This window comes from Lachnoclostridium sp. (genome assembly GCF_031997925.1).
Taxonomy (GTDB): domain Bacteria; phylum Bacillota; class Clostridia; order Lachnospirales; family Lachnospiraceae; genus Lachnoclostridium.
The window spans coordinates 144525-169868 of record NZ_DAMADT010000002.1 but is presented as its reverse complement, the minus strand read 5'-3'; the positions used below and the strand labels follow the sequence as shown (position 1 = coordinate 169868).

26 protein-coding genes and 1 pseudogene are annotated in these 25344 nt (G+C 34.4%); 5 read left to right on the top strand and 22 right to left on the bottom strand.

Going from position 1 to position 25344, the window contains the following annotated elements:
• Positions 1-423: HEAT repeat domain-containing protein (locus tag RTP52_RS02345; RefSeq protein ID WP_312368987.1), on the bottom strand; the 423-nt coding region annotated here is incomplete at its 3' end.
• Positions 424-806: 383 nt separating this feature from the next.
• Between RTP52_RS02345 and RTP52_RS02340 the strand changes: the two are divergent.
• Positions 807-1830: pseudogene (locus RTP52_RS02340) on the top strand (pectinesterase family protein).
• 177 nt (positions 1831-2007) lie between these two features.
• Here RTP52_RS02340 and RTP52_RS02335 read toward each other — a convergent pair.
• Positions 2008-2670, bottom strand: a complete 663-nt coding sequence (locus RTP52_RS02335) for a cyclic nucleotide-binding domain-containing protein (RefSeq protein ID WP_312368985.1) — start codon at positions 2668-2670, stop codon at positions 2008-2010.
• A 101-nt stretch (positions 2671-2771) separates the two neighbouring features.
• On the opposite strand from RTP52_RS02335, the gene RTP52_RS02330 reads away from it, so the two are divergent.
• Positions 2772-3890, top strand: coding sequence for a DMT family transporter (locus RTP52_RS02330; RefSeq protein WP_312368983.1), 1119 nt, complete (start codon positions 2772-2774; stop codon positions 3888-3890).
• Positions 3891-4032: 142 nt separating this feature from the next.
• On the opposite strand, the gene RTP52_RS02325 is transcribed toward RTP52_RS02330, so the two are convergent.
• The 9 genes from RTP52_RS02325 to RTP52_RS02285 all read right to left on the bottom strand — a co-directional run bounded on the left by RTP52_RS02325 (position 4033) and on the right by RTP52_RS02285 (position 13084).
• Complete coding sequence (locus RTP52_RS02325) at positions 4033-4500, bottom strand: LURP-one-related/scramblase family protein (protein WP_312107538.1); 468 nt, start codon at positions 4498-4500, stop codon at positions 4033-4035.
• 310 nt (positions 4501-4810) lie between these two features.
• Positions 4811-5599 carry an ABC transporter permease gene (locus RTP52_RS02320; protein WP_312368980.1) on the bottom strand — a complete coding sequence of 263 codons (789 nt, stop codon included), beginning with the start codon at positions 5597-5599 and terminating at the stop codon, positions 4811-4813.
• Positions 5580-6479: an ABC transporter ATP-binding protein gene (locus RTP52_RS02315; RefSeq protein WP_312368978.1), complete on the bottom strand. Its 900-nt coding sequence runs from the start codon at positions 6477-6479 to the stop codon at positions 5580-5582. The genes RTP52_RS02320 and RTP52_RS02315 overlap by 20 nt, the downstream gene beginning before the upstream one ends.
• A 365-nt stretch (positions 6480-6844) precedes the next feature.
• Entirely contained in the window at positions 6845-8413 is a 1569-nt protein-coding gene (locus RTP52_RS02310) for a sensor histidine kinase (RefSeq protein ID WP_312368976.1), read from the bottom strand.
• The gene (locus RTP52_RS02305) at positions 8410-9093 is read right to left on the bottom strand and encodes a response regulator transcription factor (protein ID WP_312368974.1); all 684 of its coding nucleotides are present in this window, start codon (positions 9091-9093) and stop codon (positions 8410-8412) included. Before RTP52_RS02305 ends, RTP52_RS02310 begins: the two co-directional genes overlap by 4 nt.
• A gap of 118 nt (positions 9094-9211) precedes the next feature.
• Positions 9212-10372, bottom strand: a complete 1161-nt coding sequence (gene fabV / locus RTP52_RS02300; protein WP_312106760.1) for an enoyl-ACP reductase FabV — start codon at positions 10370-10372, stop codon at positions 9212-9214.
• Between the two features lie 51 nt (positions 10373-10423).
• Entirely contained in the window at positions 10424-10966 is a 543-nt protein-coding gene (locus tag RTP52_RS02295; protein WP_312368972.1) for a LiaF domain-containing protein, read from the bottom strand.
• 114 nt (positions 10967-11080) lie between these two features.
• The gene (locus RTP52_RS02290) at positions 11081-11716 is read right to left on the bottom strand and encodes a hypothetical protein (protein ID WP_312368970.1); all 636 of its coding nucleotides are present in this window, start codon (positions 11714-11716) and stop codon (positions 11081-11083) included.
• Between the two features lie 129 nt (positions 11717-11845).
• Complete coding sequence (locus RTP52_RS02285) at positions 11846-13084, bottom strand: DUF1015 domain-containing protein (RefSeq protein ID WP_312368968.1); 1239 nt, start codon at positions 13082-13084, stop codon at positions 11846-11848.
• Between the two features lie 203 nt (positions 13085-13287).
• Here RTP52_RS02285 and RTP52_RS02280 point away from each other — a divergent pair, with 203 nt between their 5' ends.
• Positions 13288-13713: a hypothetical protein gene (locus RTP52_RS02280; RefSeq protein WP_312368966.1), complete on the top strand. Its 426-nt coding sequence runs from the start codon at positions 13288-13290 to the stop codon at positions 13711-13713.
• Between the two features lie 6 nt (positions 13714-13719).
• Here RTP52_RS02280 and RTP52_RS02275 read toward each other — a convergent pair whose 3' ends face one another.
• The 4 genes from RTP52_RS02275 to RTP52_RS02260 form a co-directional block, all read right to left on the bottom strand.
• Positions 13720-14463, bottom strand: a complete 744-nt coding sequence (locus tag RTP52_RS02275; protein ID WP_312107483.1) for a hypothetical protein — start codon at positions 14461-14463, stop codon at positions 13720-13722.
• Between the two features lie 22 nt (positions 14464-14485).
• Positions 14486-15172, bottom strand: a complete 687-nt coding sequence (locus RTP52_RS02270; RefSeq protein ID WP_312107481.1) for an ABC transporter ATP-binding protein — start codon at positions 15170-15172, stop codon at positions 14486-14488.
• Between the two features lie 95 nt (positions 15173-15267).
• On the bottom strand, positions 15268-15639 hold the full coding sequence (locus tag RTP52_RS02265) for a GntR family transcriptional regulator (RefSeq protein ID WP_312107479.1): 372 nt from the start codon (positions 15637-15639) through the stop codon (positions 15268-15270).
• 197 nt (positions 15640-15836) lie between these two features.
• Positions 15837-16514, bottom strand: coding sequence for a DUF3298 and DUF4163 domain-containing protein (locus RTP52_RS02260; RefSeq protein WP_312368963.1), 678 nt, complete (start codon positions 16512-16514; stop codon positions 15837-15839).
• 190 nt (positions 16515-16704) lie between these two features.
• Between RTP52_RS02260 and RTP52_RS02255 the strand changes: the two genes are divergently transcribed.
• On the top strand, positions 16705-16968 hold the full coding sequence (locus RTP52_RS02255) for a hypothetical protein (protein ID WP_312106196.1): 264 nt from the start codon (positions 16705-16707) through the stop codon (positions 16966-16968).
• 308 nt (positions 16969-17276) lie between these two features.
• On the opposite strand, the gene RTP52_RS02250 is transcribed toward RTP52_RS02255, so the two are convergent.
• The 7 genes from RTP52_RS02250 to RTP52_RS02220 form a co-directional block, all read right to left on the bottom strand.
• Positions 17277-18407 (bottom strand): hypothetical protein, encoded by a 1131-nt coding sequence (locus RTP52_RS02250; RefSeq protein WP_312368961.1) that lies wholly within the window; start codon positions 18405-18407, stop codon positions 17277-17279.
• 305 nt (positions 18408-18712) lie between these two features.
• Positions 18713-20023, bottom strand: a complete 1311-nt coding sequence (locus tag RTP52_RS02245; RefSeq protein ID WP_312368959.1) for an ATP-binding protein — start codon at positions 20021-20023, stop codon at positions 18713-18715.
• 210 nt (positions 20024-20233) lie between these two features.
• Positions 20234-22018: an arginine--tRNA ligase gene (argS, locus tag RTP52_RS02240; protein ID WP_312368957.1), complete on the bottom strand. Its 1785-nt coding sequence runs from the start codon at positions 22016-22018 to the stop codon at positions 20234-20236.
• 432 nt (positions 22019-22450) lie between these two features.
• Entirely contained in the window at positions 22451-22630 is a 180-nt protein-coding gene (locus tag RTP52_RS02235) for a PspC domain-containing protein (protein WP_312106202.1), read from the bottom strand.
• Positions 22631-22668: 38 nt separating this feature from the next.
• A complete protein-coding gene (locus RTP52_RS02230; protein ID WP_312368955.1) occupies positions 22669-23535 on the bottom strand; it encodes a DUF4097 family beta strand repeat-containing protein in 867 nt (288 codons plus the stop codon).
• Positions 23532-24515, bottom strand: coding sequence for an HAAS signaling domain-containing protein (locus RTP52_RS02225; RefSeq protein WP_312368953.1), 984 nt, complete (start codon positions 24513-24515; stop codon positions 23532-23534). Before RTP52_RS02225 ends, RTP52_RS02230 begins: the two co-directional genes overlap by 4 nt.
• Positions 24516-24833 carry a PadR family transcriptional regulator gene (locus RTP52_RS02220; protein WP_312106206.1) on the bottom strand — a complete coding sequence of 106 codons (318 nt, stop codon included), beginning with the start codon at positions 24831-24833 and terminating at the stop codon, positions 24516-24518. It abuts the gene before it with no gap.
• A 306-nt stretch (positions 24834-25139) separates the two neighbouring features.
• Between RTP52_RS02220 and RTP52_RS02215 the strand changes: the two genes are divergently transcribed.
• Positions 25140-25344: hypothetical protein (locus RTP52_RS02215; protein WP_312368952.1), on the top strand; the 205-nt coding region annotated here is incomplete at its 3' end.

Genomic DNA, 25344 nt, shown 5'->3' with positions numbered 1-25344 from the left:
AAGTAATCGAAGTTCTTCACTCAGATGTTTTTTATTCTCGTCCGTTATTGGAATGCTTTTCACAATCTCATAGCTTGTCCGAAGCTTAGGAAGAAGTTCGTTATAGTCCATGTTCTTTAAAGCAGATAAATAAGAGCTTTTCACAAATCGTTGTGTCTCATTATGATAAGCTTCATAAAGAATCTCTACAAATTCCGGAACTGCCAATTCCCCCATGATTAATGCTGTATTTTTTCTAACCTTTGCATCTTCATCCTGCAATAAGCCACGAAATACCTCATATCTTCCAGCAATCACATAAAGTAAAGCTTCTCTATTATGGCTATCCTTTTTCTCATCTTCACGAAGCATCTCCTTTAAAAGAATCAGATTTTTTCTAACATCCCTGTTCTCCACTATATTTTGAAAGGTTGCTCTAAGCATTCTTTTACCTACCTTGTTTCATATTCTGTTAACATTATAGCTTTTTTCTCCACAAAAGTAAATGTGAACTTCCATCTCCAAGATTTCATAGAAGCAATAATTGTTTGTAGTATCCACTTGTCCCGTATGCTATAATAAACCTTGTCAGAAATTTGATTTATAAATTCCTGACAAAGGTGCGCTTTTGCACCGCTAACCGATTATAGAAACATGTTTTTGTTTCTACAATATAACTCTAAGTATTTGCCAAAGTAACTCTATATAAACAATATGGTAACTTCGATTTATAGTCAGAGAATTTTAGATCCCTGCCTAAGGCGAATATGATTATCTAACTTAATCATTTCTTTATTTACACTATACTACATAAAGGAGAAAAACTAATGAGTAGAACGATTTACGTATCCAAACACAAAACATCTGAACATGAATTTTCTACAATTACCGACGCACTCTTAAGTATTCCAGAAGGAACTATAGAACCAGTAACTATCTTTATTAAAAAGGGAACTTACAAAGAAAAACTTGTCATTAAGCAGCCTAATTTAACCTTAATTGGTGAATCCAAAGAAGAAACAATTCTTACTTTTGATGATTATGCTAACATGATTATGGAAGATGGCAGTAAACGAGGAACGTTCCGAACCCCTTCTGTATTCATTGATGCCAATGATTTCACAGCGAAAAATCTCACCTTTCAAAATAGCTCTGGCTTTGGTCATCAAGTAGGACAAGCTCTCGCACTTTATGTGGATGGTGACCGTATGGTATTTGATAATTGTATCCTTCTTGGTAGTCAAGATACCTTATTTACAGCACCACTTCCTCCAACAGCAAACCAAGCTGGTGGTTTTACTGGACCAAAAGAGTTTGAACCGCGAGTAAATGGTCGTCAATATTATCGTGATTGCTATATTGAAGGCGATGTTGATTTTATCTTTGGAAGTGCAACTGCTTATTTTGACCATTGCGAAATTTTTTCTCAAAAGACAGACGATCTTCCTCCTGCAAAACAAGAGGAAGAACAGAAGAACTATGGCTATATAACTGCTGCAAGTACTGCGAAAGGACAGGAATATGGATATGTTTTTTCTCATTGCCGTCTAACCAGCGATTGTCCAAAGCATAGCGTATATTTAGGAAGACCTTGGCGAAACTTCGCTAAGACAGTATTTCTACATTGCGAGATCGGAAGAAGGTTGGCATGACTGGAATAAGCCAGAAGCTCATGAAACGATGCTTTATGCAGAATACCAAAGTACTGGTGAAGGTGCAAAAGCTATCACTGAAGGAAAGCGAGCTTCTTTTTCTAAGCAGCTCTCAGATCAGGAAGCACTTAAATATACCAGGGAAAGAGTCTTGGCTGGTGATGATAACTGGGGCACTACCCTTACACTAGCTGACTAAACTAAAAAAGTGTCTTCGGCCTCAAGATACGACCTAGGCTTCCTAGGTCATTATTTTGAGGCCGAAGCACTTTATCTATGCGTAACATTTCGCCATATGGAAATGTACTGAGTCCATGCGGATTGTAGCAATGCATTGAATGCGGTAGGTTACTGAAGTTACTGACATCGTACGGGCTTAAACGTATGCCCCTGGAGCTCTTCGAAGCAATTCTTCACGGTCAACAATGATATACCCATTGTCTCTTTTATCCAACACCCCATCTGTACATAACTGGTTCAACAAGCGAAACATGTGCCTATAGCTCATACCTATTGAACAAGATACATCCGTCAGTATATCATTAAAAATGCCATTATGTGATGCCTGTAAAATATAGGAGCATAGACGCTCTTCTCCTGTATACAAGGTAGTAACCACATAATTTTTTGAAATACGCAATAGCTTCATAGATAGTTCACTACCAAGTCTTTTCAAAAAGGCAAGATTATTTTTTAAATCTATAGCATATTTTTGAAAGGGCAATGCGATACACTCAAAATCAGTTATGGCTATTATACCGGCTGTTGCATCATAGGTATTGGTCATCAATTCTAAATCGCCTATAATGCCATCGGAAATGTAATAGCATAAAACTAAATCTTTGCCATTTTTCGCAGTGGAACAAATTTTGACCTTCCCTGTAACAACAAACATAAGGTATATAATTGGCATTCCTTCCTGTAAAATGGTTTCACCAGCTTCAAACCTCAGACATAGGCATGCATCCAAGGCCATATTGTTTATGCCATACCCTTCTAATTTATTGAGATGCTCTTTTTTCAAAGGACTACTCTGCATTTATCTCCCTCCAAATTATAACATATATTATGAATCAGTATGACATATGTCCTATGGGAATGTCAACTTATCTAGTACAATTGATTTACGGAGGTGATAATATGTATAATATACTATCTTTAATTACTGGATTAGTCATTGCTGTAATGGTTGCACTCAACGGTAGGCTTGCTCTTTCCTATGGTAATTTTAATGCAATAGTAATCGTTCATGTCGTAGGTGTTCTATTTGCATTCTTACTTTGCAAGCTAACAAATAGAAAAATTACCATAAAGAAAAATCTTCCTCTCTGGTTATATCTAGGTGGAGCATTTGGTATATTGACACTCATATTTAATAACTTTGCATTTGGAAAAATCAGTTTGACAAGTATCGTAGCTTTAGGACTATTGGGTCAGACAGTAGCTTCCTTATTGATTGACTGTCTTGGACTTTTTGGTATGAAAAAGCACGCATTTAGGAAGTCATCAATAATCGGATTTGTTTTTTCCCTTCTTGGTATTCTTGTAATGCTAGATAATACAGCGGAAACAGCATTATATGCCATATTGCTATCTTTCTGCTCAGGAATTACAGTAGTTCTTTCTCGTTCAATCAATGCTAAGTTGTCACAACACGTTGGTGATATACAGAGTTCATTCGTAAACCATGTTGTGGGCCTTCCAATAGCAGTTGCAATCACAATTGCGACCACAAAAAGTAGCCACTCTTACATTGCCTATAAGTTTACACCTGAGCCATGGATATATTTAGGAGGTGCACTTGGCGTTACCGCCGTATTGCTGTGCAACATAACTGTTCCTAAATTATCAGCATTTCGATTAACACTTTTAACTTTTGTAGGTCAAATATTTACAGGTATTGTGATTGATATATTAACAAAGAATGGATACTCAGAAGCAACTTTTACAGGTGGGGTGCTGGTTACTATCGGAATCTCATTAAATATGATATATGAGCAAGTCCTCCGTAACAAAGAAAACAAAAACAGAGAAAAATGTGAAAGAATTCGTAACTTGAAAAAAGAGTACCAGAATCATCTCTTAGAACTTGCAAATGACCCTTTCACTTCACTTTCAGATATCGTATTTGATACTCGTCCGAAAAATGGAATATGTTGTCCGTATTGTTGGACGACACAACCTTCTAATCGAAATCTTTGCTATGGATATAAGTGTAATGCAAAATTTATTTTTCGGGATGAGTTAGTTAAAAAATAAATCAGGAACGATTGTACATCAGCATCTAATAATATAATTTAAGTCGAAGAGGCGGTTTTGAAAACAGTCAAAGCCGCCTCTTTTTTAGATAAATACAATTCATTATGAATGAAATTTTCTTACTGTGTTATCAAATTTAATCTTAATTTTTCCCACATTTAGCAGCATCTATTGCAAGTACAATCATTAAAGCAACAATTGCATTTTCTGGTTGTACAACATCTATTTCATACGTGTCAGTAAAATTCCAAAGCTTTTTTGATGCTGTCATAATAAGCTGTGAACCATCCCTAACTGAATAGTCCCATTCAAATAGATCTCCCTCTACCTCCCAGCCATTACAGTTAAGATAAAATTTAGGTCTAAAAAAAGTAAATTCTTTATTTATAGTACCAATTTCATTTCCATATAAAAACATATGGAATTTCGGTAGAAAAGCTATAGCCTGTTCTTTTAACATTCCAACCTCTCGATTAGCGGAATCGTATATTTTAAGACAGTGTCCCCAGGAAAGAACACCTTTTACCGTATAAACTGTTTCACCAAATTCATTATAAATGTCATAGCTGTCAAACCATGAAAAAAATCTTTGTTTAAATAGTAGTTTCATATCTTTTCTCTTCCCCTTTATCAATATCAAATAGCTTGAAAAATGTTCCTAATCTCATCCTATTATCTTACCTATCTAGTTTTATAATTAATAGAACATGCGTATCTCTATCCACGGTTTCTGCTACAACTCGGTTCACACTATTATGGATAACATGTCTTTTTATTATAACGTATAAAATATGTGGTGTCAAAAAATGCACCTTCCATTTTCTCTAAATTGTTGTAATTCTTAATTATAGAAGTTTCCGCACTTTATGCAAAAAAAGAATCCTTCGTAAGTTCTCATCTTACGGAGGATTCTCTATATACTATTCTATCTCCTGATAGATTCCTTTCGTACGATTACTCTTTCTAATACCAAGTAATACTAAGATACCTGCGACGGCAGCAAAAAAGATTAAAGACTGAATTAGAGGAGCGTAATTATAACTGCCTCCTTCCCAGATGCCTACAAAATCCTTACTGATATAAGACATAGGTAATAATAATGCAATACTTTTTAAAGCCTTTGGTAACTGTTCTACTGTCAATCCCATCATTCCACATAATATCATAAATGAAAAATAGAGAAGCATAGTAACAGCATAAGTTAATCCGAATTTTTTCAGTATGGTTGTGATACCATGTGCCATCATAAAGAATATAATCGCTAACAAATACAAGCAGGAAAGCCAGATTATTATCACACGAGCAGCGGGTATTGGAATATCAAGTACAATAAAATCAACCAGAGTATAGATCATGAATGCTATTGTAATAAATATCAAATGTGCAATCAACTTCGCTACAAATAATTTTTTTGGCTGAATACCAAATAAATCAAGGCGAAGCGGAACCTCATTTTCTACTTCTTGCGAATAGTTTGCAGCATACCCAATTAGCATAACCGCCATCGGTATTACCATACTCATTGTGACAAATACTGAAACGATAGCCTTTGATTGCTCGCTTTCTGGAAGATCTCTCATAATAATACTTGGCATTAATATGGAAAATACGATTGGAAATGCAATACCAAAGAATAAAGTAAAGAAATTCCCTTTTACATTACGTAACTCATAGAGAATCATTCTCTTATTAGGCAATAACGTTTTCAATTAAGACTCCCCCTTCCGCTCCTGCAAATTCTTTCGCTTTAGCATTAATCGATAAAATCTCAATGTCACTATTACTTCGTTTATAATCAACATTTGCGTGGATTAGGAGATTCGTTAAACTTCGTTCCTCTTCTTCCGTGTCACAAGTAAGAGCTATAAGGTGTTCTGGTGCCAAAACGCTCTTATACAGTTTTTTATATTCCCTATTCTTTTCATTATTTTCAAGGATATAGAGGGTCTTCCCACAATATTTATAAAATAGCTCCTCCCTCGTGCCATAAGCCATTACACGCCCTTTTTCTAAGATTAATAACTTATTAGCCAATTGTTCCAATTCCTCATAATAATGCGAAACTATACATAACGTTGTATTTTTTCCTTCGTACCATGTATTAAGTCCTTGCATAAGTTTCTGTCTGGTTTCAAAGTCAAGTCCAGAGGTTACTTCATCAAGAAATACAAGCGGTGTATCCTTTCGAAGTACTAAAATAATCGTTAATCTTTGCTTCTCACCTCCAGAAAGATTAGCATAGCGCTTGTTAAGACATCCCTCAAATTGAAAATAAGAGATTAATTCTTGAAGTTTTTCATCTTTCTTTATATTAACAGATAACACCATCTCGATAATATATTTAACTGGTATTGTATTTACATAATTGTTTTGTTGTAAATGAACAGAAATCTCTTCTTGTCGTAAATTAGTAAGAATGGTTCCTTCATATTTAGTAACTCCTAAGATTGACTTTACAAGCGTTGATTTACCAGCCCCATTGCTTCCTATAATTCCAACACGATCACCAGCTTCTATAACAATCGGTTCCTCAATTGACAAAGCAATCTGTTCCCCATAGGTAACCCGTAAGTCTTTAATCGTTAACATGGCTTCCTCCTTCTACTATCTTTCATACCCTTATACTATTCTTTAATTTCATTATACTACTCATTAATATCCTTCTACATCTTTAATCCTCTTATACTATTTCCGATTATTAAATTTCAAAAAATTCGAGCTAAATTCAAAGCGTATTTACATGCTTTGATATATAAATTTTAAAATGAATTTTTGAAAAGGTTTTAATGAGGGATTAGTATTACTATATCAAAAGGATATGAATTTGGTATGAAGATACGATGATGTTTTGATGTAGTATATCATCAATTTAACTTTATTGTATGAGTCTGCAGATTTTCTAAAAACTTAATGCTCATTGTCTTGAGTAAACAATGAGCATTATAGAAATGAGATTATAATCTTTTAATTCTAACCAATACGCCCCCTTTTGTATTCTCAATATCTACGCTTAGGCCAAGTAATTTTGAATAATAGGATACAATATATAACCCTAGCCCGTGCCCTCTTTCCTTTCTATTGCTTGTTACAAATGGCTCAAAAATATGTGGTAATAGTTCTGGCTCTATCATAGTTCCTTCATTGCAAATACAAACCTCTTCCTTTGTTACACTAATACGAATACTCTGATTATGCGGGGTATAAATAACAGCATTTGCTATAATATTGTCAAATAACTTCTCCAGCAGCTCTTGATTTGATGTCATCATAACTTCTTCATAATTTGTAATAACCGTTAATGCTCTTTCACTAATTTGACAATCGTAGCGGACAAGTATACTCTTTAATAACCCAGATACATCAACCGCTTCTATCAAAAGCTCATTTTGATTATGATGAAGAGATAGGATTTCTTCTACAATCCACTTCATATTTAAGATTTGTCCTTTTAACTGCGGTAGGTACTCCTTCGTATTTTTGTATTTTCCAACTTCACTTATCATTCCATCGGTAAGAAGGAGCGCAGCTTGAATCGGAGTTTTTAACTGATGTGAGGTAGCTCGTAAAAATACTTCCTGCCTTTTGTTTTCTTCCGATAATTTAGAATTTTTTATCTCAAGCTCTTGGTAATTATCCTCTAGCCTTTGATAAACTTCTTTCATCGTTTCTCCTAGATAAGCAATCTCATCCTGTTTACCAAGTTCAATTGGTTTCATTTTTAATTTTTTTGTATTTATAATATGTTCTGCCATGAAAGTCACTTTACGAATCGGCTGTACAATATATTTCGCAAATACACTCGATAACAACATAGAAAGTAATACGACAATTGCAAGTATCATTGGTAAACTTCGAAGGATTACAGGCTTAATATCATCCATACTTGGCGTAGTTACACTGGATATGGTAGCTACTATCACATCAGATAACTTTGTGATAGCTAGATAAGTGGTATAATAAGTCTGTCCATCTCCGACATTAGATTCGTAAACGAAAGTCTTCTTTGAAGTAAGGTGCATTTTATTTGATAATTCTATCATCCCTTGATAATCAGAAGTTGTCTTAACACGAATTGAAATAGGATAATTATCTAATACAAATTTCGATGGAAGTAATTTATCGACGAAAATGTCCTGGTAACGTTCTAATTCAGCTTCTGATAAATGATAATCTTCATTTGAAAAATCATTCGATAAATTTCTCAACCTATCAAGCATCTCAAGAAGTTCTGAATCCTTAATTGTAGCTTCTACTTCCATAAAATTATTTCTAATAATTAGAGTATTGCCTACCATCGGTAATTCTACTGTAATAGTACTCGTTGGGTTTAACACTTTTAAATTTGCATAGGAACGTTCCTTACAATATGTTTGCTGCAGCTCTTTGACCGATTCTAAATTTTTGTCCTGTTTGAAATCAACATAAAGGGATGGCAATAATGCAATAAAATACCCAATAAATAGAGCAACCATTAAAAGCGAAACCGCTAGACTATAAATCAGTGTTTTTTTCGATAACTTCAACTTTTCACCCCATTCTCTAATTGAGCGATATCAAATTGGTAACCTACTCCAATCACGGTACGAATACAGGAAAACGGTAACTTTTTTCTTAGGTTCTTCACATGGGCATCAATAATCCGATCATTACCAATATAATCTTCATTAAAGATATGTAGAATTATTTGTTCTCTAGTAAATACTCTATTTGGTTCTTTCCATAACATCTGTAAAAGTAAAAATTCACTTAAGGTTAAATTCAAGGATTCTCCCTGAAAAAATGCTTGATAAGACTCCTCAAGTAAATTAAACTCTTTGTTATTCATTGATTTATTTTTATGACTAGAAACCCTACGTAAAATGGTTTCCATTCTCTTTAATAATATAATCGGAGAAACCGGCTTTATAACATAGTCATCGGCAAATAAATTAAATGCTTTTAACTGTGTCTGCTCATCCTCTAATGCAGTCAGCATAATGCAAGGAAGATCGATTCCTCGTTCTTTTATGTACTCAAGGACAAATAGACCATTTTTCTTAGGAACCATAATATCTAGCACAGCGATATCAAAGTCCTCTCTCGAAAGAGTAGCGATGGCTGCTTCACCATCGCTTACTGTCACTACATCATAATTTTTCATCCTCATATATTCCGCTAACACATCTTGAATCACAGGTTCATCTTCTAAAAATAATACTTTCATACTATTAACCATACCTCTTTTAACCCTGCAAATTTTGGGCTGCAGGTACATATTTTCATGTAAAAAAACTTTGTTTTTTCAAATTACTACCCACAATAAAAGGTTTTCTATCCATTCCTTATATTACAACATCCTTTGTATAGTCGATATTATCATAATCAAATCCAAACATATGATAAAATTCTTCCCAGTATCCTTTAATGTCAGCATATTCGGTAAGATTTTCTGTAGTTACATTATCCCAAGCTTTAGCGATCTTCTCTTGAACTTCTGGAAGCATCTCATAATCATCCATTCTGATACGCTGTTGTTCATCTAGTTTCTTTTCCAGATGGTCTAGATTCTCAAAAAACAAACGATCCATTTGCTCAATACAACCCTCATGAAGCTGCTGTTCCTTCATAATCTTATAAAGAATGCTGATATATAATGGTACCACTGGAATAGCTGCACTGGCCTGAGTTACTAATGCCTTATTTACAGAGATATAGGCTTTACCTTCTAAGGCTTTTAATGTCTCATTTAACAAAACAGATGTCTGGTATAAGTCTTCCTTTGCTTTACCAATCGTTCCTTCATAATAGATTGGATAAGTAAGCTTTGGCCCTATATAGGAATAAGCAATCGTTATTACTCCTTCACTTAACACTCCAGCATCTTTTAGTGCATCGATCCATAGTGCCCAGTCTTCACCACCCATAACTTTTACAGTAGCAAGTTCCTCTTCTTCCGTGGCAGCAGGAACCGTAACTTCAGATATCTGATTATTCCTTAAATCCAGAGACTTATTCGTATAAGGAACACTCGTTGTTTTAAGTACAGAAGAATAAGTCACACCATCTTCATCCGTACGACGTGGAGCTGCAAGACTATATATTACCATATCTACTTGACCTAGATCTTCTTTTATCTTTGCTATGGTCATCTCTTTCACTTCTCTGGAAAATGCATCCCCATTGATAGATTCACCATAATAGCCATCCTGATGTAAAAACGCTTCTAACGCTTCTGTATTATAATAACCAGGAGTTGCTGTTCTGTTCTCTTTTGCAGGCTTTTCATACATAACACCAAGAGTAGCGGCTCCGTATGTATAGGCAAGCGAAATTCGTGATGCAAGACCATACCCAGTAGAAGCACCAATAATCAATACTTTCTTTGGTCCTTCTTTTTGGTCATGCCTTTTTACATATTCAATTTGTCTTTTTACACTCTCCTTACAACCTTCCGGATGAGCTGTTGTACATATAAAGCCTCTTACTTTGGGTTCCACTATCATAACTTTATCTTCCTTTCCTTTTTCATAAGAAGTTTTGATGTTTGGATTCTCTTATTCGGAATCTTCTTTATCCAAATCACATTCATCATTTTCTATCTCATTAGTATTTCCTATTTTCACTGCAATACCACTCATTACACCATCAACCTCAACAAAAATAGTTGGTAATGTTTCATCAAAGTATTTTGGAACAGAATTTGCACATGCACCAAGTATAGTTTTACAATTCATTTTTACGTTAATATCTTCTGGAACACGGATACATACACCAGACATGATTGCCTTACCAGAGATAAACATATCCTCATGAATCTTAGCTTTCGTAAGATCTATATCTATTCCTGACATAACTGCTTGGATTTCGATGGAGCGCAATTCTTCCTCATCTAAACGAACCTGCTTTCCATTCATCCAAACAGCATATTTTTTAGTTCCCTCGTTTTCTGGTTGTTTCTCATTTTTTTTATTTTTATAAAATGCAACCATTTTTAATATCCCCTGAATTGCTGCAACCGCAACAATTACTTTTACGACTGTTTTTCCTTTTGACTTCTTTTTTGGAAGTACTGGCACAATTTCTTTTTTCTTGCTCATACTTAGTCTCCTTTCACTAATACCCTTAAAATTCTATTATCTTGCAATACAGCCATCAAAACGTCAGGTTGTTTTAAGCAACTCTCAATTGGTTGATAATTCCATATCAGTTTCTTAGGCACTAGGTGTGGCCCCTACTATAGTACCTACCTTCGCAGTTTCATGCACTTTTAATGTTCCTGTACAATCTACCTTCTCAACCTCACAATATGGTCCAATAATGATATCATGACCAATTACTTCTTTTGCATAAACCCCAGTTATTACTATATTGGCTGCTTTGATTAACTCAATCGTGCTTGCTTTACTACTTTCTGATAAATTAATCTTATGAAGGAATTTCTTAAAAGTAGAATAGCCCTCTACTTTACTTTCAATCTCTATTTGATCTCCATGGATACTTTTCGCATTCACACATCCATGCATTTTTATCCGAACAACATTAATATCTGCTTTAGTATTAATACATCCTTCCCCAACAATATCTTCAGCCTCTAATTTACTATCAGCTTTAAGATTTATTGCTCCTTCCATAATCATTTTTTTGCACCGAAGGTTGCCAAAAAAATCAGCAACACCCTCACATTGAATTTCCCCTGCATTTACATTTCCTGTACTTTTAAAAACTCCCTCAATTGACAGATATTCTGCAATAATATCACCGTGATTAGTTCCCATTCCCTCCACTGTTAATCGTTGAAACTCTCCTCCAGAGATGCTTCCCAATCCTTGAATAGAAAAATCTTTCATTCCGAAAAACCTCCTAATATAATCTTTCTTAAGAATAAGATAACATACCAAAATATCTGCTTCAATGATAAAATTAGGAAAAATTGATTAGAATTTCATGAGAACAAGTAAGGCAAACCTTTCATCCCCTTAAATTCGATGTATAAACAAACCACTTCTTAATTTTGGTTCAAACCATGTAGATTTCGGAGGCATTAATTTATTGGCATCTGCTACAGCAAACAATTCCTGAATAGAGGTTGGATACATGGAAAATGCTACTGTCATATCCTCCGCAACCCGTTTCTCTAGCTCGCTAAGACCACGAATTCCACCAATAAAATCAATTCTATGATCTGTTCTAGGATCTTTGATTCCTAAAATCGGATCTAATATATAATCTTGTAATAGTGACACATCTAATGCATCGACAGGGTCTTCTATTTGTACTAAAGACTCTTTTGCAGTCAGTTCATACCAAGTATGATCAAGATACATACCAAATGTACCCTTTTTCTCTGGGGTCACTTTAACTTCTCCCATATTATTGACATAAAAATTCTCACAAACAGCACTTAGAAACTCTTCTTTACTAAGGTCATTCAAATCAGCAACTACCCTGTTATAAGGCAAAATCATTAGCTGATCCTCCGGAAATAATACAGAAAGAAACGTATTAAACTCCTCACTGCCATCGTATTCTTTGGCTTCTTTTCTTCTTTTTAAGCCAACTTTAACCGCAGATGCTGCTCGATGATGGCCATCTGCAATATAAATTCTATGAATTCCTTCAAATGCTTTTTCAATGGTTTCTATAGCGATATCCTCTTCTATTTTCCAAACATTATGAGTTATCCCATCTTCTGAAGTGAAGGAGTATAACGCTTCTCCTTTTTTCACACGTTCCAAGGTATTATGAATTACTTCATTCGATCGGTATGCTAAGAAGATTGGACCAGTCTGAGCACTACAGGTATCTACATGACGAATTCTATCCTGCTCCTTTTCCTCTCTCGTATTTTCATGCTTCATTATAATATTATTCTGATAATCGTCGATGGAAGCACATGCAACAATACCTGTTTGCGAACGGCCCTTCATAATAAGCTCATATATGTAATAACACTTTTTTTCATCCTCAAGATAAATTTCATCTTCGATTCGCTTTACTAACAACTCTTTTGCTCTTTGATAAACCCTCTCATCATACATATCTACTGAAATCTCAAATCCAGTCTCTGGGCGGTCTATATTTAAAAAAGATAATTCATCTTTTAGGGCAGCCTCTTTCGCTTCCACTCTGTTATAAACATCATATGGTAAAGCTGCTACACGACTCGCATATTCTTTCTCTGGCCTAACACAATTAAACGGTTTTATGATTGCCATTTTTGTACCCTCCACATCTTTTTATTGTAATTTTACTATGATAACTACTAAAATTCAACTTTGGGTTCTTAGAAACTTACGTTTATGCTTGTTTTCAAACCTTTCTACCTGTGTTATACTAAGAGCAATGATTTACAAGGAAAAGTTCACGAAGAACTTTTTCTTGATTGTAAGCGTGTTAAAGCACGCAGATGGGAGTTATAATGAATTTTAAAAAGCAAAAAGACAATCTTGAGAGTAAGAAACAAAATAAAAAACCAGCCGTTCCAGAGAAGAAATCTTCCATCACTGGTGACTGGTTTTATATGAATCCGAAAGAAACCCCGATTCGTGTACTATATGAAGCTATTAAAAGCACTACCGATGTAGAATTGTGGGAAACCGCTGGTGTTATGGAAATCTGCCTTACTCCTAAAAGTTCTTTGGACTTTGAGGAAATGAAACCTTATTTTCGTGATCCCGCTGGTGCAGAATTTCTATCAAAACATCAGATACAAAGTATATATATGGTTACCTTCCCTGGTGAACTATTTTCTAATGTTACCCATATTTTTGATTCCATCGTATCGAATTGTGGTGGCTTCTTTTGTGCTGACACCTCGGATTTTTATCCGAAATATCCAAAATAACCAATATTAAACGCTCACCTTTTTATCCAACATCCATGCTGTAGCAAGGTAAAAAGCTGCTATAACAAATGCCATTATGATAGCATCAAACATAAATATATCAAACATTGGCGTACTCTCTAGCACGAATAGTTTTCCAATTCTACCAACGAGATAATTTAAGACAAAGAATATAATTAGGCTGACAATTCCTTTTCCCTTTGTGTTGGATAAAAAAGTGGCACTAAGAGTAATCGCTAACATACCCATGATTACTTTTGATATCCATTCTAGTAAAAACGCAACAATAGCAATTAATACAAGACCATAATCAACGTCTAATCCCATCACATCTCTCATTAATTTCTGTATCATATCTATCATCTTCTCTATTTCTTGATAGCGTAGCAAAACTACGGATATGTTAAGGAATACCACACTAACCATAATAGCTGCTGTAATTCCAATCTGCGCAACAGAGGTTATCACTTTGGCACCGACAATTTTGTAAGTTGAATTTGGTGTAAGGAAAAGCATATAACTTTGTTTCGTTTTTAAGTCTTTTGAATAGGTCATAATACATTCAAAAGAAACAAACATAATCGCAGCAAATGAAAAAAGTGTCATAATTCCGATTGTAATTCCTAATGCATCCTTTTTATCTCTGAACAGATTAAATAAAAAAGTAAGCTCTAATATTCCCATAACAATCAACATAAAAAGCTTTGAAAACCATTGTTTTCTTAACTCATACTTTATTAATTTAAACATAGATTCTTTTTACTCCCCTCTCTTATGCATAGATTTCCTTATACAAATCTACGATAGATTTCTGATGTTCTTTTCGGATTGTCTCCGCATCACCATTTAAGACTACTGCTCCATTTTTTACAAAGATTGCATTGTCTATTATTTTTTCTAATTCATCTACCAGATGACTCGATATCACGATCATTGTCTTTTCGTTTGCTACCTCTAAAATTGCATTCATGATATGGTCTCTTGCTATAATATCAATTCCATTTAAAGGTTCATCAAGTAAATATACTTCTGCCTTCCTAGCAAGCGTCGCTGCGATTTTTAATTTTGCAGCAAGACCAGAGGAAAGGTTTTTTGCCTTATCTTTCATATTTAAATCCATTTTGATGATTAGCTGTTCATACTTCGCTCTATCAAAATCTTCAAAGAAATCCTCGTAATATTTACCAACATCCTTTACTGTCATGTAATCATAAAAAAATGGCTCCGTGGACATATAAGCAATTTTCTTTTTGCTTTCAATCCCAATTGGCACTTCATTGTATGTGATGGTCCCCATGGTAGGTTTAATAAGACCTGCTACCATCTTCATCCAAGTTGTTTTCCCGCTCCCATTAGGGCCGAGTAAAGCATAAATTTTTCCTTGCTCCATTTGCATGGAGATTCCCGCTACTGCCACTTTTGACATGTACCGTTTTACAATATCCTTACTAACTAACATCTTATCCTCCATTTCCAATCATGTTCTTTTTCATTTAAAGTTTGTATCCAGATTTCTTATTCCATAATCCTTAATCTAGTTGAAAATCTTTAGGTTCAAGCCTGACCCTTGCACTTATTAAACTCTTTTTTAATAAGTGAAATCACATCCTCTTCTTGTAAGCCTAAATCTCTCATGCCTATAAGAAATACACTCATATACTCCTTGGCCATCTCTTCCCTTACGCTCATAAGTCTTTGATCATCCTCTGTTACAAAGGTTCCTAGACCTCGCTTTGTATAGCAGAGCTCTTGAAGTTCCATCTCCCGGTAAACACGATTTGCAGTGTTTGGATTTATTTGATATTGAATTGCTAAATCCCTAGCAGAAGGCAATTTACTACCAAGCGTCAGATTTCCACGAATTAACTCTTTCTTTAAATCATGAATTACCTGCATATAAATAGGCATATTATTATTAAACTCCATTTAAACCTCCTCTCAAAGAATTTTTCTCTTGTATTTGTTGCTTAGTGTACTAGGTACATAATACACAGAGACATCAAAAATGTCAATACCATATTTTAGTATTTTCATCATAAATTATATTTCATACAATTACATCATTTTCTTGAACGTCATCTAACATAGTGTTGTAGTAAATATGATACTTACTCTTAAAATTCTCATACTTTTTTCTTTAAAATTGGCATGGAGTATTCTAAAATACCTGAGACATAAGGCCCTAATTCATAAGGGTTAAAATAAAAGACGATATTATCATTCTTCAGATAGAAACGGTACTCAAATTTAAGATTGGCTAAATCTTTGACCGCATCGGGAAAAAACTTATTAGGATCTTCTTCAAACTGTTTCATAAAACCGTTTGCAATTTGTCTCTTAACCTCTTCCTCTGATTCTCCCAATATTTCCGGAGCTGTAATTTGTTGTCCTGTTTCCACATTATAGGTCAAGGAGAACTGTTCCGTCATAGGATGTGCACCACCATACCAGCGAAATTCTAAAAATACGATAGATAATATACCGTATTGATTCAATGTTACTCGATAAGTAACGCTTGCTGTTAAAGGAAACCATGAAGGGCCTGTGATATCATCTGGTTTGCTGAATAAATCTACAATGTATAAGGCATTCACCAATGCCTCTTCACAATTACTCTGATATCGTTGATTCATTTCTCTTGTAATATCCACATTCACCTTAGCCTGTGGGCTATCTTCTTTATTTGTTAAAATCTGAGGATATTCATACGAACATTCTAAAAGATCGAGCGTATTACTTTCATTCGTTACTGATTTCTTCCTTGTATGTCTTAACAGAGTGACCCCTTTACCTTCCTGCAACACATTTTCCTCTTTTATTTATTATCTGTTATATATTATGCATAGCAGAGGTTATCATACTCTAACTATATTCTTAAATCGATGATTAATAAAATTTAAAAATCCCTATCCTCTATAGCTGGCTCCTTTAAAAAAGATTACTAATATGCTATGCTAAACTTATAATATAAAACAAATCATGGAGGCATCAATGAACGTTATTATGTATGGAATGAATATATGCCCAGACTGCACCGGGGCATTGGAAGTATTAAAAGGACATGCAGATATTACTATAGAATATCGCGAATTCACGCAAGTAACTACTCATTTAAAAGAGTTTTTAAAATATCGTGATACAAATCCATTATTTGATAAAGTTAGAGTCGACGGGAATATTGGGATTCCACTATTTGTAATGGAGGATTGCTCCCTAACGTTTGATGTTAATGAAGTAATAAATAGAAAGAAGTAGTAACTTTCAGGGGTATGCAAAAATAGCCAACTCTTTATTTATGAGCCATCATTTCTGGCGGATATCGTTATATACTCATTCGAAAATTAGCAAAAGTACACCTTGCTAATTTTTCCTTGAAATGAGATAAAAATGGAGCTGTCACAAAATGATTCTTCAAGCAACTTGCAGAATAAAACAGTATTTAACAAAAAAGGTACCTTGAAATGGCTTTAAAAACCAAATCAAGCTACCTTTATTGTACATTATTTTTAATGAGCTATTTTGCGACAGCCCCATTCATTTTAATTTAACAAATAATGAAACAATTATCTTCTACGCTCATTTGTAATCTGTAATAACTTCTTAGAAATCAATTGATCTTTTTTAAGAAATCTAGCATCTCCGCCAAAGCGAACCTCAATTAGTTTGACATCAGAGTTATCGAAGACCTCTCCTTTACCAAAATACTTATGAATTACAATATCATGCTCACGTAATTCTTGAATCGCTTTACGTAATTCATTTTTTTCATCGCTGTTTTTTTCTAAACTTTCTTTTATTGATGAAACTTCCTCAGCTACCTGCTCTTTCGTGACAGCAAGTTCATCTGTAAATCCATTTGTATCAAGCTTTGAATTCTTAACATAAACCTCAGAGGTATGCTGAATCGTAATTGGTTGGCGTGTAGGCCTTCCTTCCTTTGTGAATTTTCCTGCTGCCTTGTTCTTTGAATTTTTTTCTTTAGAATCTTTCTCATTGATATCTTTCGTTATCACCATATTCTTAAGTTTATCAACTTTTTTAGATACTTCCTCAGCCTCTTCAAAGTCTTCTTTTCGTTTCCTTCTAACAGAAAGTGTTAACACAATACCTAAAGCTAACATAGATATTCCGCCAAATATCCACAGAATCATACTCCCCGTACTGTTACCACCTGCTACGTTCGTTGTCTTCGTAGGAATCGCAGTAGGTTCTACCGTTGGTATCGCAGTTGGTACTGGCGTTGGTGTTAAGGTAGGTTCCGGAGTAAGTGTTGGCATTGGAGTTGGAGTAATTGTCTTGCTTGTCTTCTCAATGTATGTACTCGTTGCATAACCCACTACTTCTTTTTTCCCTACTTTAAACTTAATTTCATACCAAGGCTTATTACCCACCATTACTTCGGATAGTATAGTAACCTCAGTACCTTTTTTTAATTTTACACTCTGATTAGCAACGACTAGCTGATCTTTATCCGCACCTGCACCAACTCTGACATTGGCACCACCTGTTACTTTGCCAATATAATAAATCTGATCCTCATCTTTCGCTTGAGTAGTAGAAACTAATGCATTTATCTTCAATTCACTTCCATAGGTAACTGAAGTTTCAAAAAGTGCTACTGTCATCGCAAAACAAGCACCAAACATAACACCTCTTAAGATACGTTTTCCATTTTTACTTATTCTTGTCTCCATGGTTAACCTCACTTTCAATACAATTTGTTTCTATTGCTAATTCAACTAACTTTCAAAGTAGTAAACACTACCTTTTTATTTATAATAAGGCAAAATTTTCCCTTATGATACGTCTAGTCCTATTTTACCAGCGACGTAACACAATGTCAAAATAATTATTGTATCTTTTAGCAAATATAGTACATTTTTGTATTAATATTGATTCTATTAACTTTATGCGACACATTTCATTTTTTACCGACGTTTCGATTGCTAAATACCCTCAAATTTTGCATATCTTTCATTATAAAATGAGGAGTCAATCCTTAGTAAGTAAGCTCTTGGCTTAGCATATAGGTGATGAACTGGGAAGCTGTTCTACCTGATAAACCTCCACCCTTAAGTTCCCACATATTTGCTTTTTGGATTAAGTCTTCCTTTGATAAACCAAAATTATTATATTTCTTCGCTAACTCTTCTACAATTGTAAAGTACTCTTTTTGAGATGGAGCGGAATAATTAATGCTGATACCAAACCTAGCAACTAAAGAGAGTTTTTCTTGTATCGTATCAGAACGATGTAACTCGTCTTTTGACATGTCAGAACGATCACTCCATGTTTCTCTAATTAAATGTCTACGGTTAGAGGTTGCATAGATTAAGACATTATCAGGTTTTGTTTCAAGCCCACCTTCTATCACTGCTTTTAAATACTTATACTCTATTTCAAATTCCTCAAATGACAAATCATCCATATAAATGATAAATTTATAATTACGATTCTTAATCTTTGAGATAACTGTTGATAAATCTTCAAACTGGTGCTTAAAGATTTCAACCATACGAAGTCCTTCTGGGTAGAATTCATTAAGAATAGCCTTAACACTCGTTGATTTTCCGGTTCCACTATCTCCGAACAATAATACATTGTTCGCTTTTTTCCCTTCGATAAATGCTTTTGTGTTATCAACTAGATTTTTCTTTTGAATCTCATAACCTATCAAATCAGACAACACTACCTCTTCGGTATTCGTTATCGGTGAGAGTAGTAACTCATCCCCACCCTTTCCTATACGAAAGGCTTTGTTTAACCCAAGCATCCCGACACCATAATATTTATAGAAATCCGTTACAATACGAAAGATTTCATTTTCATCCTTTGCGTTTGAAATCTTGCGACTTAATTCCTGAACCTTCTCACTAACACTGTGATCGTAGCACTTTCCATTTTTCTCAATTGCTCTATAATCTGTAATAACTTTAAAACAATCAATCCCAAGCTCATCCTCTAGCGGAGTAAAGTCATAATCAAAAAGTGCTTTAAATATCGTAAAATCTCCTTTGGCAAGCTTATTTACTGTGCCTTCTCTTGCACCAACTTTCTCACAAGACATACTAAATGGGTTCTCCACAGTAGCAAGTAAATAACTTAAATAGTTGTGCCATAAGTTATCATTAAAGCCATATTCCGTTGCGATATCAAGTAAATTATGTATTTGTGTATAGATAGCTGCAATCGTATCTTCTTTCTTTGTATTTCCTCGCTGATACTGTTCTATAATATCAGCCAAACATATCAGTATACTGTCTTTTCCGATGTTACGATATATAACTAGCTTAGATAACAACTTATACATAAATCATTTCTCCAATCTATTTCTTATTAAATCTCAATTTGCTAAGCAAAGTGGGGTTTTCACTCTAGCCTTCCCTTGTTGCTATCTTTTACGAAGGAAATTTGTCTAGAAGAATACACTTCACCTTGTGAAGGGTGGTGTGCATCCTTTCGATATTAAAAGGACTGGAAAGCTCGTTACTTTCCAGTCCTTTCGCGCTTTAATTAAATCTTACATTTTTTCTGGTGCGCTAAAACCTAACAATTCGATGCAAGTAGATAAAATTCTTAATACCAAATTAATAAGAGCAATCCATTCTTGCTGTTTTTCTTTGTTTTCTTCTGCAATAATTTTATTTTCATGATAGAACGTACTAAATGCATTCGCCAAATCGTAAACATAAGCACATAACTTATGTGGTGCATTTTCATATGCAGCATGTTCAATCACATCATTGAACTTTGCACATTCTAACATAAGATTTACTTCACTAATGCCATATTCTCTTGTATTACCTGACTTAATGGATAGCTTGCTAACATCCACTGCCTTGTTTTCTTCTTGATACTTTGCAAGAATTGACTTAATACGTACGATTGTATAGAGAATATAAGGGCCTGTATTTCCTTCAAAGGAAGTAAAGCGATCAATATCAAAAATGTAGTCTTTGGATGCTTGATTGGATAAATCACCGTATTTTAATGCTTCCAAACCGACAATTTTAGCAACTTCTCTCGCTTCCTCTTCGCCCATTTCTCGGTTGGACATAATCTTCTTATAAACTTCTTCGTTAATGCTATCCATTAAATATTCAAGACGCATTACACCGCCATCTCTTGTCTTAAATGGCTTTCCGTCTTTCCCATTCATCGTACCAAAACCTAAGAAGGTTAAATTCACATTTTCAGGAACTAATTTAGTTTTCTTTACACAGCGAAATACTAATTCAAAGTGAAGTTCTTGGCGTTTATCTACAACATAGATAACTGATGCTGGGTTAAATAATTCCATACGTTCTACTAAAGTAGCTAAATCTGTTGTGGCATATAAACTTGCGCCATCGGATTTTAATATCATACATGGAGGAATTTCCTTGGTATCAGTCTCTTCTTTTACATCAACTACCAAAGCGCCTTCACTGATTTTAGCAAAGCCCGTCTCTTTTAAATAAGTAACCATACCTGGAATATAAGGCTGAGCATCGCTTTCCTTCTTCCATACATCAAAATGAACGTTAAGGTTATCATAGTTTTTCTTTAAGTCGTTTACGGAAACAGTCATTATGTGGTTCCAAAGAGCTGTGTATCCACGGTGACCATTTTGTAATTCAAATACGACTTCTTTTGCTTCCTCACGAAATTCTGGATGTTCTTTCGAATATTCACTTGCAGTTGGATAAATTTCCTCTAATTCAGAGATGGAAAATGGTGCTTCACTTGGATATTCTCCTGCAAAGCTCTCATCAAAATAAGGAAGATTTGGTTGACGTTTTCTAACCTCAGCAATGATAAGCCCCATCTGAGTACCCCAGTCACCAAGATGTGCATCTCCAATTACGTTATGCCCTAAAAAGCGTACCATACGCTTGATACTTTCACCAATAATTGCAGGACGAAGATGTCCAACGTGAAGAGGCTTTGCCACATTTGGACCGCCGTAATCTACAACTACTGTATCTGGGTTCTTAGCTTCCTCACAACCAAGTCGTTCATCCATTGACATACCTTGAAGATAATCTACCAAAAATTCTTCCTTAACAGAAAAATTAATGAATCCTGGCATAATTGCAGTAATTTCTTTTAATGCTGAATTGTCTTTACAGCGTTCTACAATCTCATTTGCAATCATAATAGGTGCTTTTTTGTATTGCTTAGCTGCTGCTAGTGCACCATTGCATTGATATTGACACAAATCCGGACGATTCGATATTGTTACCACTCCGTACTTTTCTTCGTAGCCACACTCTACAAATGCAGTAGTAAAGAGATTGGTTAATTGATCAATAACTTTTATCATAAATGCCTCCATCTATATTTACATTTCATTTTCTTCATTATTTCACACTTTAACACAATTTAAATATTGGTGCAATACTTGTTTAATATAACTTCTGTTTATTTTTATGACCATAACCAGTATCTAATACTGATGTTCATCCTTACTTTAGTATATATATATAATAAAGAGAACAAGTATTAGTATGGTGTAATTTCACTCATCTCATTACACCACCATATGTATTGTTCTTATATTATTATACAGGAATAAAACCAATATAGTAAATCACACAAAAACAAACGATAAATACCCAACTGTAGTATAAAAAAAGACCATATAGCTAATCTATACGATCTTTTAAATATTGGGGCAACTCTTACTGTTTAATATCTCATAAGTATCACCATAGCCAGTATCAAATTGTAAAGTTCTTACCAAAAGATTTTATACTTAGTCTGGCATAACAAAAGCACATGCAATATACGCAAGTACACCAATACCTCCACAAAATGAAAAGATAATCCATAAAATACGAATCACTGTAGGATCTAAATTAATGTACTCTGCAATCCCACCGCATACCCCACATATTTTTCTATCAGTACGAGATTTCACCAATTTTTTTTGCATAATTATCCTCCCTTTCTACCCTTGCTTTAAAGCATAAATTAACGAAGATTAAGACTAATGGAACCAACACCACATTTAAGATTAAATGTTCCTTTGGTTTTATCATTATAAATACTTTCATGGGCTGTAAAGTCCCAATTACTATTATTTATTTTAACACTTCCAATACCGCAGTCAACTATATAATTATAATCTTTTTCTTCCCCTTCTAAATTAAGGTTGATTTCACCTACACCACAATCTACATAACTGCTTCCGTAGATTTCACCCGTAACGGAGATTTCACCAACACCACTTTCCATAGTTACATCTTTTGCTGTTAAGTGATTTATTTTCATAGAACCTGCGCCTACTTTGAAACTAGAATCATTATCCACCGTAAGTTTTTTTATTGTCATATCACCAGCACCCATTGAAAAACCCACGGTTTTTGCATAGATATTATCAACTAATATTTCCCCTGCACCAAACTCTATGTCAAATTCATCCGCTTCAAAACCTTCTGGTATTGTGATTGTAATGGTAGGATATAAATCCACTTCACTTCGAAAACCAAATCCATGAAAGTTAATAGGTAATCTAATGCCGAATAGATTCATAGAATAACGATCATCAAAGTTATCTTCTAGATACCATACACCATTTTTTACTTCACTATGAAATCCGTCTTCCGTAGTATTTTTTACATCAACATGAAAAGTATCTCCTTCCACTATACGAACTTTAGCAAAATCTATATCTAGTTTAACTGAGGTAACATCCTTGGCTTCATCTTGGTAGGAAAATGTGTTATACCGATTCCTAACACTGCCTCCACCAAATAATGTTCCAAATAGTAGGATAGCAATACCAATTCCTATGGAGGCACAGGCTATACCTAATACAATTCTTCCCGTTGATTTCATGCTACTACACTCCTTCCCCCAAATGGCGCTTTTAACAGGCCAACAAGGCCACGGATTAATACTGGAAACATCTTAGCACAATAGCAAGCTACTAGAAATAACAACAAGCCGATACCAAAACATAACAATCCACCCCCGACTGCTAAAGCTCCTAACATTGGAATTACAAATACTTGTGCTACCCCTGTTACAAATAGTGCAAAACCTGCTATAATACATCCGATACCTGCTCCACCAAATCCAACAACCAAACCGAAAACAGTTGCGAAGCAAGCTATCATCAGAGGGATTATAATCGGAAACCCAAAGATACATAATAAAATTAAAGCAAACACATTAATACCTGTCTTTTTAACAATAGGTCTTTGATTTTGATAGGTACCATTTTGATAATACATGTTCTGGTTTTGATGCGATGTGTTTTGATTTTGGTAATTTCCATTCTGATACTGATATCCAGCATTTTGATTTTGATAGTTTCCATTCTGGTTTTGATAACCTGAATTCTGATTTTGGTAGTTCTGATTATTGTTTTGATAGCCAGTATTCTGATTTTGGTAACTTGAATTTTGGTTCTGATTGGTAGAATTTTGGTTCTCATTGTAAGCAGACTGATTTTGATTTCCTTGATTCTGATAGGAATTACTCTGCCTGTTCTCTTTATAATCTTGCTGCTCATCACCTAATTCTAAATTTGAAACTTCATTTAATTTCATGATACTGTCTTTACTTTGAGCACTATCCTGGTAACCTCTTTCGGTATACTCACCAGACTCCTCTTCTTTTATAGTACCAAGGTCTAATTTAATACTTTTTGCAACCTTTGCTGGTGAACCTAATTCCCTCAATATTATCGGTTCATTCAGCTCCCCTGCTTCTTCAAAATAACTATCATAGAACGTGAGTGCTTCCATTCTTTCCTCTGTTGGAATATCTTGAAGCAACTCCTCCAACTCTTTTAAAAACTCAGCTCGGTTCAACTACGCCACCCCCTCAAAAATCTTACTAATCTTTGCGGAATAGTTTTTCCACTCCGAACAATACAGCTGAAGCTGTATCCTCCCTTGAGGTGTCACTTTATAATACCTTCGGTTTCTTCCCGCAATTTCCATATCATATACTTCTAAACAATCATCTTTTTGTAATCTACGAAGAACTGGGTAAAGCGTAGATTCCGAAATTTCAATTGCTTCCCTTACATCCTGTGTTATTTTATACCCGTAAGTTCCTTCCGGTTCCCTAGAAACCGCAGCTAGCACGATTGCGTCCAACAGTGCGGATCCTGTATTAAAAACCATGATATCAACTCCTTTAACTATTATTATATTATCCAATATTATTCCCTCTTATTTAGTATAATATTATTTCGTTGACAATACTATACATCATATAATATTGTACTGTCAATATGGTTAATCAATTTCTAATTTTTCTCTAATATTTATTTTAATTTGTGGTAATGTATGTTAAAACATGGTTGCTATACAAATGGTTATGAGTTACAATTTATAGTAAGTATAGTATTTGACAACTGTAGTTTTCTTGTTTCATTAGAGCGTAATTGTAGAACTAAGTAATATTAAATAGAGTGAGGATGAGAAGTGGTGAATAAGCGATTTTATAAGTTGATATTAATTATATTAGCACTTTTAAGTACTTCGATGATTGGATGCTCAAGTAAAAACAAGAATACAGTAAGGAATATAGAGTTAACAGAGCGTGAGAAAGTTATTGCTCGTTTTTCAGGTGATATGCTTGCTGTATTAAATTTTGAGTACGGTAATGACATTGGAGGACAAGCTCTTTATC

Bases quoted from the DNA above. Each gene is read 5' to 3' on its own strand.
- RTP52_RS02290 (WP_312368970.1), bottom strand. From the start codon at position 11,716: ATGAAAGATTTTTCTATTCAAGGATTGGGAAGCATCTCTGGAGGAGAG.
- RTP52_RS02280 (WP_312368966.1), top strand. From the start codon at position 13,288: ATGAATTTTAAAAAGCAAAAAGACAATCTTGAGAGTAAGAAACAAAAT.
- RTP52_RS02325 (WP_312107538.1), bottom strand. From the start codon at position 4,500: ATGAAACTACTATTTAAACAAAGATTTTTTTCATGGTTTGACAGCTAT.
- RTP52_RS02265 (WP_312107479.1), bottom strand. From the start codon at position 15,639: ATGGAGTTTAATAATAATATGCCTATTTATATGCAGGTAATTCATGAT.
- RTP52_RS02305 (WP_312368974.1), bottom strand. From the start codon at position 9,093: ATGAAAGTATTATTTTTAGAAGATGAACCTGTGATTCAAGATGTGTTA.
- RTP52_RS02235 (WP_312106202.1), bottom strand. From the start codon at position 22,630: ATGCAAAAAAAATTGGTGAAATCTCGTACTGATAGAAAAATATGTGGG.
- fabV (WP_312106760.1), bottom strand. From the start codon at position 10,372: ATGATAGTGGAACCCAAAGTAAGAGGCTTTATATGTACAACAGCTCAT.
- RTP52_RS02230 (WP_312368955.1), bottom strand. From the start codon at position 23,535: ATGAAATCAACGGGAAGAATTGTATTAGGTATAGCCTGTGCCTCCATA.
- RTP52_RS02255 (WP_312106196.1), top strand. From the start codon at position 16,705: ATGAACGTTATTATGTATGGAATGAATATATGCCCAGACTGCACCGGG.
- RTP52_RS02335 (WP_312368985.1), bottom strand. From the start codon at position 2,670: ATGCAGAGTAGTCCTTTGAAAAAAGAGCATCTCAATAAATTAGAAGGG.
- RTP52_RS02270 (WP_312107481.1), bottom strand. From the start codon at position 15,172: ATGTTAGTTAGTAAGGATATTGTAAAACGGTACATGTCAAAAGTGGCA.
- RTP52_RS02250 (WP_312368961.1), bottom strand. From the start codon at position 18,407: ATGGAGACAAGAATAAGTAAAAATGGAAAACGTATCTTAAGAGGTGTT.
- RTP52_RS02275 (WP_312107483.1), bottom strand. From the start codon at position 14,463: ATGTTTAAATTAATAAAGTATGAGTTAAGAAAACAATGGTTTTCAAAG.
- RTP52_RS02295 (WP_312368972.1), bottom strand. From the start codon at position 10,966: ATGAGCAAGAAAAAAGAAATTGTGCCAGTACTTCCAAAAAAGAAGTCA.
- RTP52_RS02220 (WP_312106206.1), bottom strand. From the start codon at position 24,833: ATGGTTTTTAATACAGGATCCGCACTGTTGGACGCAATCGTGCTAGCT.
- RTP52_RS02285 (WP_312368968.1), bottom strand. From the start codon at position 13,084: ATGGCAATCATAAAACCGTTTAATTGTGTTAGGCCAGAGAAAGAATAT.
- RTP52_RS02315 (WP_312368978.1), bottom strand. From the start codon at position 6,479: ATGTTAACGATTAAAGACTTACGGGTTACCTATGGGGAACAGATTGCT.
- RTP52_RS02245 (WP_312368959.1), bottom strand. From the start codon at position 20,023: ATGTATAAGTTGTTATCTAAGCTAGTTATATATCGTAACATCGGAAAA.
- RTP52_RS02330 (WP_312368983.1), top strand. From the start codon at position 2,772: ATGTATAATATACTATCTTTAATTACTGGATTAGTCATTGCTGTAATG.
- argS (WP_312368957.1), bottom strand. From the start codon at position 22,018: ATGATAAAAGTTATTGATCAATTAACCAATCTCTTTACTACTGCATTT.